10 protein-coding genes, 1 pseudogene and 1 riboswitch are annotated in these 9,798 nt (G+C 61.6%); of the genes and pseudogenes, 6 read left to right on the top strand and 5 right to left on the bottom strand.

Annotated elements, in window-relative coordinates; genetic code table 11:
- Positions 1–668: nucleoside recognition domain-containing protein (locus B5F12_RS01460; RefSeq protein WP_275532684.1), on the top strand; the 668-nt coding region annotated here is incomplete at its 5' end.
- A 63-nt stretch (positions 669–731) separates the two neighbouring features.
- Here B5F12_RS01460 and B5F12_RS11640 read toward each other — a convergent pair.
- Positions 732–1,208, bottom strand: a complete 477-nt coding sequence (locus B5F12_RS11640) for an SLOG family protein (protein WP_143482299.1) — start codon at positions 1,206–1,208, stop codon at positions 732–734.
- Positions 1,209–1,365: 157 nt separating this feature from the next.
- Here B5F12_RS11640 and B5F12_RS01450 point away from each other — a divergent pair, with 157 nt between their 5' ends.
- Positions 1,366–1,617: a helix-turn-helix transcriptional regulator gene (locus tag B5F12_RS01450; protein ID WP_087229163.1), complete on the top strand. Its 252-nt coding sequence runs from the start codon at positions 1,366–1,368 to the stop codon at positions 1,615–1,617.
- Between the two features lie 124 nt (positions 1,618–1,741).
- Here the strand turns inward: B5F12_RS01450 and metK are convergent, their stop codons facing one another.
- The 3 genes from metK to spoVAD form a co-directional block, all read right to left on the bottom strand.
- Positions 1,742–2,929, bottom strand: coding sequence for a methionine adenosyltransferase (gene metK / locus B5F12_RS01445; protein ID WP_087229160.1), 1,188 nt, complete (start codon positions 2,927–2,929; stop codon positions 1,742–1,744).
- A gap of 78 nt (positions 2,930–3,007) precedes the next feature.
- Positions 3,008–3,121: riboswitch (SAM riboswitch) on the bottom strand.
- A gap of 68 nt (positions 3,122–3,189) precedes the next feature.
- On the bottom strand, positions 3,190–3,546 hold the full coding sequence (gene spoVAE / locus B5F12_RS01440) for a stage V sporulation protein AE (protein WP_087229157.1): 357 nt from the start codon (positions 3,544–3,546) through the stop codon (positions 3,190–3,192).
- Positions 3,546–4,556, bottom strand: a complete 1,011-nt coding sequence (gene spoVAD / locus B5F12_RS01435) for a stage V sporulation protein AD (RefSeq protein WP_087229154.1) — start codon at positions 4,554–4,556, stop codon at positions 3,546–3,548. Before spoVAD ends, spoVAE begins: the two co-directional genes overlap by 1 nt.
- Before the next feature lie 159 nt (positions 4,557–4,715).
- Between spoVAD and B5F12_RS01430 the strand changes: the two genes are divergently transcribed.
- Genes B5F12_RS01430 through B5F12_RS01420 form a run of 3 tightly spaced genes read left to right on the top strand, consistent with a single transcriptional unit; the run spans position 4,716 to position 8,526 of the window.
- Positions 4,716–5,333: a hypothetical protein gene (locus B5F12_RS01430; RefSeq protein WP_087229150.1), complete on the top strand. Its 618-nt coding sequence runs from the start codon at positions 4,716–4,718 to the stop codon at positions 5,331–5,333.
- Positions 5,334–6,080 (top strand): acyl-ACP thioesterase domain-containing protein, encoded by a 747-nt coding sequence (locus tag B5F12_RS01425; RefSeq protein ID WP_087229148.1) that lies wholly within the window; start codon positions 5,334–5,336, stop codon positions 6,078–6,080.
- 1 nt (position 6,081) lies between these two features.
- Complete coding sequence (locus B5F12_RS01420) at positions 6,082–8,526, top strand: cation-translocating P-type ATPase (protein ID WP_087229144.1); 2,445 nt, start codon at positions 6,082–6,084, stop codon at positions 8,524–8,526.
- Between the two features lie 37 nt (positions 8,527–8,563).
- On the opposite strand, the gene B5F12_RS01415 is transcribed toward B5F12_RS01420, so the two are convergent.
- On the bottom strand, positions 8,564–9,211 hold the full coding sequence (locus B5F12_RS01415; protein WP_087229142.1) for an HAD family hydrolase: 648 nt from the start codon (positions 9,209–9,211) through the stop codon (positions 8,564–8,566).
- A gap of 137 nt (positions 9,212–9,348) precedes the next feature.
- On the opposite strand from B5F12_RS01415, the pseudogene B5F12_RS01410 reads away from it, so the two are divergent.
- A pseudogene (locus tag B5F12_RS01410) lies at positions 9,349–9,786 on the top strand (MBL fold metallo-hydrolase); the annotation flags it as partial.
- Positions 9,787–9,798 lie beyond the last annotated feature (12 nt).

Below are 9,798 nucleotides of genomic sequence, written 5' to 3'. Positions count from 1 at the left end.
GCCTTGTGGGGGCGGCGGCCCTGCTGGGGGTGCTGCTGCTGGGGGTGGCCGCCACCCTGGGGTGTACCCGACTGCTCACCGCTACCGTGCTGAAAGGTACCCCCTCCGCCTTTGCACTGGAGCTGCCTCCCTTCCGCCGTCCCCGGGTGGGGCAGGTGGTGGTGCGCTCCCTGCTGGACCGCACGGTGTTCGTGCTGGCCCGGGCGGTGGCGGTGGCGGCCCCCGCCGGGGGTGTCATCTGGCTGCTGGCCAACATCACCCTGGGGGACACCACCATTCTGGCTCATATCACTGGATTTTTGGACCCCCTGGGGCAGCTTATGGGCCTGGATGGGGTGATTTTAACCGCTTTCCTCCTGGGCTGGCCCGCCAATGAGATCGTGATGCCGGTGATGCTCATGGCCTACCTGGCCCAGGGCAGCCTGGTGGACTTTGACCAGCTCACTGGAGTGCAGGCGCTTCTGGAAGCGCACGGGTGGACCATGACCACGGCGGTGTGTACCCTCCTGTTCACGCTGTTCCACTGGCCCTGCTCCACCACCTGCCTCACCATCTGGCGAGAGAGCAAGAGTATCAAGTGGACCCTGGTGGCGGTGGCGGTGCCCACCCTGCTGGGAGTGGGGCTGTGCATCCTGGTCAATGCTTTGGGGAGTCTGTTGGGAATCTAGAAGAAAGGGGCTGTTGCAGACATGCGGTTTGCAACAGCCTGTTTCTGTTTTGCAGCGGCTTCTTCATAGCCTCCCAATGTAAGGAGATACGGAACGGGGTGGGTCCAGATTGAGCACCCGCTTGCCCATTTGCTTGGCCAGTGCTGCATATCTGGCTGCATGACCACAGGGATGGGTCACATATGTCACCACATAATCCGACTGTTTTAACATCCAGCGATTTCTCCAGTCCATGGCGAATTGCTTGGGAATGGTGTCAATACCGTCTGGAAGAATCAAATGGGAGTCATCCATGGCGTTCTCTCTCGTCTCTTGCCCATGGATGGGGAGATGCGCCAGAACAACCCCATAGGTGACGCTTGGATATTCCAGGCAAAGCTCACGGAGGACAGAACAAGCCATGCGCTCAAAACCGCCTTGGTTGCCTACATAGAATGTACGAACGCCGTGCTCTTCGATGAAATCCATGAGAACTCGGCGCAGTTGCAGCCTTAAATCAGGTGGACATTGACGATGCCCCAAAAATGTACACGTTGACATATTGCTCCCTCCAAAGAAGTTACCTTTATTCGGGTATATGACAATTGTAAAACAAAATTATTCCACAAGTCAACCCGTATTCGGGTAGGTTCTCCCTTGTTTGTTGCTATCATCACATCAACCCGTAAATGGGTAATGATTGCAGAGGGAGAAGCCTATGGAATATTACGAGCTATATATTCAGCGCATCCGGGAGCTTTGCAGACAGCGGGGGATTTCCATCAATAAACTGGCCTCCATGAGCAATGTCAAGCAGTCCACCTTGGACAACATTGTGCGAGGGGTGACCCAAAATCCACGGGTGAAGACGCTGCACAAATTGGCGTTGGCCTTCAACATGACGGTGGCAGAGTTTTTAGATTTTGAGTCGCTCAATGAATATTCCTTTGAGGATGACGAAGAAGAGTGATTTACCTGGGGGAAACCCGTTGCAAATGATAGTGGCTGAGTCCAAACAGAAAGCTGGGACATGAAAAAATGAGTGAGAATCGCCTTTTGGCGGCTCTCACTCATTTTGGTTGATGGGATAGGGATTAGCCCTTGCAGGCGTCCAGCAGAGCCTGGGTCATGTCGGTCTTCTCCCAGGGCAGATCCAGCTCGGAACGGCCAAAGTGGCCGTAAGCAGCGGTCTGGCGGTAGATGGGACGGCGCAGGTCCAGACGGTTGATGATGGCGGTGGGCCGCAGGTCAAAGACCTGGTTCACGGCCTGCTCCAGCACCTCGTCGGACACCTTGCCGGTGCCGAAGGTGTCCACCAGCACGGACACAGGCCGGGCCACGCCAATGGCGTAGGCCAGCTGCACCTGGCAGCGGTCGGCCAGCCCAGCGGCCACCACGTTCTTGGCCACCCAGCGGGCGGCGTAGGCGGCAGAACGGTCCACCTTGGTGGGGTCCTTGCCGGAGAAGGCGCCGCCGCCGTGGGGGGCGGAGCCGCCGTAGGTGTCCACGATGATCTTGCGGCCGGTGAGGCCGGAGTCGCCCTGGGGACCGCCTACCACGAAGCGGCCGGTGGGGTTGATGTAGATCTTGGTGTTCTTATCCATCAGATTAGCGGGGATGGTGGGACGGATGACGTGCTCCACCATGTCGGCACGAATCTGCTCCAGAGAGGCCTCGGGGCTGTGCTGGGTGGAGATAACCACAGCGTCCACCCGCACGGGGTTCTGGTTCTCGTCGTACTCCACGGTGACCTGAGACTTGCCGTCGGGGCGGAGGTAGTCCAGAGTGCCGTCCTTACGCACGGCAGTGAGCCGCTGGGCCAGCTTGTGGGACAGGGAGATGGCCAGGGGCATGAGCTCCTCGGTTTCCCGGCAGGCGTAGCCGAACATCATGCCCTGGTCACCGGCGCCGCCGTCCAGCTCGTCGGTCATCTCGCCCTCCCGGGCCTCCAGGGCCTTGTCCACGCCCATGGCGATGTCGGGGGACTGCTCGTCGATGTTGAGCACCACGCCGCAGGTGTCGCAGTCAAAGCCGTACTTGGCCCGGTCATAGCCGATGTCCCGGATGACCTCCCGGGCCACCTTGGCGATGTCCACGTAGCAGGAGGTGGTGATCTCGCCCATGATGTGCACCAGGCCGGTGGATACGGTGGTCTCACAGGCCACACGGGCCACAGGGTCCTGAGCCAGAATGGCGTCCAGAACGGCGTCGGAAATCTGGTCGCAGATCTTGTCGGGGTGTCCCTCGGTGACAGACTCCGAGGTAAAGAAACGTCTTGCCATAAGTAATCTTCCTTTCTTTGTACGGTAAAAGCGAAAACAAAAAATCCGCCGGACAGTCCGGCGGATGGAGACAGCGTGTCCTCATCTTGCGCGCGAGTGTAACACTCGTCTCCGCCGGATTTGGCACCTTGCTCATGCGAGCAGGTTGCCGTGGCTTCATTGGGCCGATCCCTCCGCCACTCTCGATAAGGCAATGTTCAATTGCGGGTAACATTATATCTTTACACCACTGGCTTTGTCAATGGCAGAAACATGGAAAATCACTTCTTGGGCCGGGGTCGAAACAGGAAAGATGCCACAAGACCCAGGGTGATGGCCAAGGCGATACCCCCAGCGGTGGCGGTGAGTCCTCCGGTGAGCACCCCCAGCCAGCCCTCCTCCTCCACGGCTTTGCGCACCCCCTGGGCCAGGGTGTGGCCGAATCCGGTGAGGGGGACGGTGGCCCCGGCCCCCGCCCAGTCCACCAGAGGCTGGTACAGCCCCAGTCCGCTGAGGATGACCCCCGCCACCACGTAAAACACCAGAATCCGGGCGGGGGTGAGGCTGGTGCGGTCCAAGAGTACCTGACCGATGACGCAGAGAATGCCGCCCAGCAAAAAGGCGTTGAAGTATTCCATCAACTTGCACCTCCTTCCAGCACAATGGCGTGGCAGATGCCGGGGATGGACTCCCCCTGCATGGTGGACACCGGGGAGAGCAGCGCCCCGGTGGGGCAGAAGAGGACCCGCTTCCATCGCCCGGACTGGAGGCCGGGCAGAACCATGGTGGTGAGCACGGCGGCGCTGCACCCGCACCCGGAGCCGCCGCAGTGGACGTCCTGGGCCTCCCGCTCAAAGAGAAGCAGGCCGCAGTCGTTGTAGTTGGACAGGGGACACCCGTCCCGGGAGAAGAAGTCGGAGACGATCTCCCACCCCAGCTGGCCCAGGTCCCCGGTGAGGATGAGGTCGTAGTCGGCGGGACTGCGCCCGGTGTCCCGGAAATGGGCCCGCAGGGTCTCGTAGGCTGCTGGGGCCATGGCCGCCCCCATGTTGGCGGGGTCTTTGACCCCCTTGTCCATCACCTTGCCGATGGTGACGGCGGACACCACCGGGCCCTTCTCCCCTTGGGAGGAGAGCACCACCGCCCCGGCGGCGGTGGCGGTCCACTGGGTGGTGGGGGGCCGCTGGCAGCCGTACTCCAGAGGGGTGCGGTACTGCCGCTCGGCGGAACAGAAGTGGGAGGAGGTCATGGCGGCGGCGTGGTGGCCCCAACCCCCGGAGAGGAGCAGGGAGGCCAGGGCCAGGCTCTCCCCCATGGTGGAGCAGGCCCCATAGAGGCCCAGATAGGGCACCCCCGCCCACCGGGCGGCAAAGGCGGAGCTGATGCACTGGTTGAGAAGGTCCCCCGCCAGGAGAAAATCCAGCTGCTGGGCCTCTAGCTTGGCTCGTTTCAGCGCAGACTCCAGGGCCATCTGCTGCATGGTGGTCTCCGCCATCTCCCAGCTGGACTGCTGGAAGGTGTCGTCTTCACAGGTGTGGTCAAAAAAGCGGCCCAGGGGGCCCTCTTTCTCCTTGCGGCCTCCGGCGCTGCCGTAGCCCACGATGACGGGGGGCCGGGAGAGAAGGTAGGTTTGGGACGAGCGGGGCATAGGCAAAGACTCCTTCAAGAAAATGTCTTGCCTCTAGTATGCGCACCGCCAAGGAATTTATCACAAAAGCCAGGGAGTGCTAGAAAAATTCACAAAGGGGTGGTATAATGCACTCTGTTGGAAAAATTTTTTGAGAAATGTTATGGGAGGAATCCTGTTATGTCGGAACAGACCAGATACATCGGCTATATCTGTCCCGTGTGCGGCAAGGCTGTGGTGGTGGAGCGCACCGCCTTTGCCCTGGCCGCTGGGGACCAGACCATTCCCTGCCCCTGCGGCAAGTCTCAGCTGGAATTTCACCAGCAGGGGGAGCACTGTCAGGTGACGGTGCCCTGTCTCTTCTGCGCCAAGGACCACCACACCGTGTGCTCCACCCGAGCCATGATGGAGGAGAAGCTGCTGGTGCTCTCCTGCTCCGCCTCGGGGCTGGGCTGCTGCTTCATCGGAGAAGAGGAGGCAGTGTTCGGCGAGATGGAGAAGCTGGAGCGGGCCGTGGACAAGCTGCGCATGGATGACCAGGAGGAGACCCGGGGCACCTTCCTGGACGAGATCGTCATGGGCGAGGTGCTGGCGGAACTCAAGGACATTGCAGGCCGTAAGGGCATCTCTTGCGGCTGTGGCTGCGACCAGTACGGTATCAAGGTGGGGTACTCCTCGGTGGATGTGGTGTGCGCTGGATGCGGTGCCACCCTGCGGCTGCCTGCCGCCACCCTGGACGACGTGGACGAAATTTGCGCCCGCTACACCCTCACCATTCCTGGAAAGAAGGAAGAGTAAATGAGTCATCAAATCACTGAAGTCACCTTCCGGGTGGGCTCCCTGGATGTGGACATGTTCAACCAGTGCCGACCCTCGGCGCTGCTGGGCTATTTGCAGGAGGCCGCCACCCAGGCGGCCATCCAGCTGGGGGCCTCGGGGCCGGAGATTTTTGAGCGGTATCACTGCCTGTGGATGGTGTCCCGCAACTGGGTGGAGCTGTATGCCCCTCTGCGGTGGAACGACGAGTTCACCATTCAGACCTGGCACCGGGGCGGCACCGGTGTGGCCACCTACCGGGACTTTGACATCTACCGGGACGGGAAGCTCATCGGCCAGGGTGTGGCCCAGTGGGTGATGGTGGACGCCGACACCCACAAGCTGTTCCGGCTGCGGGATGTCACCGAGTTCCAGGGCACCGACGGCGGGGAACGGAACAAGTCCATCAAGCTCCACCGTGTACCGATGCCCAAGGAATTTGGTGCGGCAGGGAAGCGGTATCTCGGGTATTCGGATACCGATATCAACGGTCATATCAACAACAGCCACTATGCTGACTATGCCTGTGATGCCCTCCACATGGAGCGAAACGGGAAGGGAAAGTACATCCGGGACATCCAAATCTCCTACATTAGTGAGTGCCGGGCGGGGGAAGAGCTGTCCATGGCCACCGCCGTGGAGGGAGAGCACCTCTTTGCCCGTGGCATCGGCCCAGAGGGCGAGGTCCGGTTTGAATACGCCATGACCTTGGCGGACGAGGAACAATAAGATGATAAAGCGAAACAAGAGACAGAGAGGGGATGGCCAGCTTCGGCAGCCCGTCCCCATGGATCGCTATTTTCCCACTCCGGAACAGGGCTTGACCCAGGCCCAGGCGGCTCAGTTGGCCGCCGCCGGGTGGCACAACCGGGTGGAGGAGACCAACCTGAAATCCACCGGGGAGATCATCCGGGAAAACACCCTGACCTTCTTCAACCTGGTGTTTGTGGTGCTGGCGGCGCTGCTGGTGCTGGCGGGCAGCTTCCGGGACATGTTCTTTCTGCTCATCGCTGCCATCAACTCCCTCATCGGTATCGTCCAGCAGCTGCGCTCCCGAGCCACCCTGAGCAAGCTGGCTCTGGTGGCTCAGGCCCGGGTCAAAGTGGTGCGGGGCGGACAGCTGGGCACCGTGCCTGTGGACCAGCTGGTGCGGGAGGACATTGTGGAGCTGGGGGCCGGAGACCAGATTCCCGCCGACGGCCCGGTTTTAGTGGGCCAGGTGACGGTGAACGAGGCCCTCATCACCGGCGAGGCGGACCCCATTGTGAAGAATCCCGGGGACCCGCTGCTCTCCGGCAGCTTTGTGGTGTCTGGCAAGTGCCGGGCCCGGATGGACCAGGTGGGAGCGGCCAGCTACGCTGCCCGTCTGGCCCATGAGGCCAAGGCGGACCAGGGGGCAGGCAAGTCCGAGATGATGAAGTCTCTGGACCGCCTGATTCGGGTCATCGGCTTCGCCCTCATACCCCTGGGGATCGCCCTGTTTTGCAACGAATTTCTGGTGCAGGAGCAGAGCTTCTCCACCTCCATCACCTCCATGGTGGCCGCCCTCATCGGCATGATTCCCGAGGGGCTGTATCTGCTCACCAGTGTGGCTCTGGCCGTCTCGGTGATGCGCCTGGCCCAGCGGAAAACCCTGGTCCACCAGATGAGCGCCATTGAGACCCTGGCCCGGGTGGACATGCTGTGCGTGGATAAGACGGGCACCGTCACCCAGCCGGACATGTCGGTGCAGGAGCTGGTGTGCCTGGACCCCCAGACCTCTCCCCAGCAGGTGGAGGGAGTGCTGGGTGCCTACTACCAGGTGATGGACGCCGACAACGACACCGCCAAGGCTCTGGCCCGGCGCTTCCAGCAGGGGAACGGCTGGCAGGCCCAACAGGTGGTCCCCTTCACCTCCGCCAATAAGTGGTCGGCGGTGGTGTTCCAGGACCACGGCTCCTATGTGCTGGGCGCCCCGGAATTCATTCTCAAAGAGGGCTACCAAGCCATTGCCCACCGGGTGGAGCCCTACCAGCAGGCGGGGTGCCGGGTGCTGCTGCTGGCCCAGTGTGACACGCCTCCCACCCAGGAGGGGGGCTTGCAGGGTGCGGTGGTCCCCGTGGCCCTGGTGGTGGTGGCCAACCCCATCCGCCCTGAGGCCCCGGACACCTTCCGCTACTTCGCTAAGTACGGGGTGGACGTGAAGGTCATCTCCGGTGACAACCCCCAGACCGTGTCCCGGGTAGCCCAACAGGCGGGCATTGCTGGGGCGGAGCGATTTGTGGACGCTGCCACCCTCAAGGAGCCGGGGGACTATGACCGGGCTGTGCAGGAATACAACGTCTTTGGCCGGGTGACCCCGGACCAGAAGCGCAAGCTGGTGAAGGCCCTGCAAAAGGCGGGGCACACCGTGGCCATGACCGGCGACGGCGTCAACGACGTGCTGGCCCTGAAAGACGCCGACTGCGGCATCGCCATGGCCTCGGGAGCCGAGGCCGCCTGCCAGGTGGCCGAGCTGGTGCTGCTGGACTCCGACTTCTCCGCCATGCCCCGGGTGGTGGAGGAGGGCCGACGGGTCATCAACAACATCCAGCGGGCCGCCGCCCTCTACCTGGTGAAAAACATCATGTCGGTGTTTTTGGCCCTCATCACCCTCATTGCCGGGTTCCCGTACCCCTTTGTTCCCATTCAGCTCACCCTCATCAGCGCCTTGACCATTGGCATTCCCTCCTTTGTCCTGGCTCTGGAGCCCAACCATGAGCTGGTGCGGGGCCGATTCATGCACAACGTGCTCCGCCGGGCGCTGCCGGGAGGCCTGACCAACATCGTGCTCATTGTGGGCTTGGAGCTGTTCACCTACGCCTTTACCTTCCAGCGGGCCACCTTGTCCACCCTGTCCACCGTCACCATCGGGGCGGTGGGACTGCTGGTGATCTACTATGTGGCCCGGCCCCTGGACAAGAAGCGGTGGGCCCTGCTGGGGGCCATGACCGTGGCCATGGTGGTGGCCGTGGTGTGGTTTGGACCCTTCTTCGAGCTCACCGCCCTGGACCTCCAGTCCGCCCTGGTGGTGACGGTGTTCCTGCTGCTCACCCCCTCGGTGATTTACGCATTTGAGACTGCCTTTGAGTGGGGCAGCCGCATCAAAGGGGAGTGGCTCAAGCGCAGGAAGCAGCGTGCGAAAACCGAACAATAAGAAAAACAGCCTCTGAGTGCACCTCAGAGGCTGTTTTTCAGCCCAAAATCTGGGCCAGTTCTTCAAAGCTGTGGGCAATGTGGGTGGCTCCGGCCTGGGTCAATTCCTCCTGGCTGCCATAGCCGAAGGTGACGCCGATGGAGTCCAGGCCGTTCTCCTGGGCCCCATGGATGTCGTGGAGGCGGTCGCCCACCATGACGCACATGGCCTTGTCCGGGCACTTTTCCCCCAGCCGGGCGAATACCTCCCCAATCACCTCGCCCTTTTTGGTGCGGGTGCCGTCCAGGCAGCTGCCCACAATCTGGTCAAAGTAGCCGTCGATGTGGAAGTGCTCCAGGATTTGACGGGCGAACACCTCCGGCTTGGAGGTGGCCAGACACACGGTCTTTCCCGCCGCTTTCAGCTGGGCCAACAGAGGCTGAGTGCCGGAAAACACTTTGTTTTCAAAAATACCCTTCTGGGAGAAGTATTCCCGGTATTTCTCCACCGCTTTCTGGGCGGTGGGGAGGTCAAAGTGGTAGAACTCCATAAAGGAGTCGATGAGGGGCGGACCGATGAAGGGGGTGAGGCGGTCCGGGTCCTCCTGGATGCCGAAGGACGCCAGAGCATAGGCCACCGAGTTGGTGATTCCCTCTTTGGGGTCGGTGAGGGTGCCGTCTAAGTCAAAGAAAATGTGGGTGTACATAAGTTGCTTCCTCGTTTGTATGGGATGGAACTATTATACCGGAAGTGGAGGGCAGGGACAAGACCAAGATGGAGTGGTTGAGTTCACCCGGCCCCTGTGCTATCATGGGGAGCAACGACACACAAGGAGGGGAGCCCATGCAGGACCAAAACCCATGGTTCACCGTGGACCAAGTGGACCCGGATACCTATATCATCAGCGAATACCGCCACTGGGAGGAGACCCACTGCTATTTGCTCAATGGCAGAGACCGCACCCTGCTCATTGACACGGGGCTGGGCATCTGTGATATCTCCCCGGTGGTGGCTGCGCTGGCCCGGGGCCCGGTGACGGCGGTGGCCACCCACATCCACTGGGACCACATCGGCGGGCACCGCTACTACCTGGACTTTTACGCCCACGAGGCGGAGCTGTCCTGGCTCCAGGGGGGCTTTCCCCAGCCCATTGAGCTGATTCGGGGCTATGTGACGGACCGCTGCCAGCTGCCTGAGGGTTATGACGTGAACACCTACGAATTTTTCCAAGGCACTCCCACCCGGGTGCTCCGGGGCGGGGAGACCATCCATCTGGGAGGCCATCTACGCCGC

This window comes from Pseudoflavonifractor sp. An176, assembly GCF_002160435.1.
Taxonomy (GTDB): domain Bacteria; phylum Bacillota; class Clostridia; order Oscillospirales; family Oscillospiraceae; genus Enterenecus; species Enterenecus faecium.
The sequence above is the reverse complement of the archived record's forward strand: the minus strand, read 5'-3'. Positions and strand labels throughout refer to the sequence as shown.

Bases quoted from the DNA above. Each gene is read 5' to 3' on its own strand.
- B5F12_RS11640 (WP_143482299.1), bottom strand. From the start codon at position 1,208: ATGTCAACGTGTACATTTTTGGGGCATCGTCAATGTCCACCTGATTTA.
- metK (WP_087229160.1), bottom strand. From the start codon at position 2,929: ATGGCAAGACGTTTCTTTACCTCGGAGTCTGTCACCGAGGGACACCCC.
- B5F12_RS01420 (WP_087229144.1), top strand. From the start codon at position 6,082: ATGATAAAGCGAAACAAGAGACAGAGAGGGGATGGCCAGCTTCGGCAG.
- B5F12_RS01425 (WP_087229148.1), top strand. From the start codon at position 5,334: ATGAGTCATCAAATCACTGAAGTCACCTTCCGGGTGGGCTCCCTGGAT.
- spoVAD (WP_087229154.1), bottom strand. From the start codon at position 4,556: ATGCCCCGCTCGTCCCAAACCTACCTTCTCTCCCGGCCCCCCGTCATC.
- B5F12_RS01450 (WP_087229163.1), top strand. From the start codon at position 1,366: ATGGAATATTACGAGCTATATATTCAGCGCATCCGGGAGCTTTGCAGA.
- B5F12_RS01415 (WP_087229142.1), bottom strand. From the start codon at position 9,211: ATGTACACCCACATTTTCTTTGACTTAGACGGCACCCTCACCGACCCC.
- spoVAE (WP_087229157.1), bottom strand. From the start codon at position 3,546: ATGGAATACTTCAACGCCTTTTTGCTGGGCGGCATTCTCTGCGTCATC.
- B5F12_RS01430 (WP_087229150.1), top strand. From the start codon at position 4,716: ATGTCGGAACAGACCAGATACATCGGCTATATCTGTCCCGTGTGCGGC.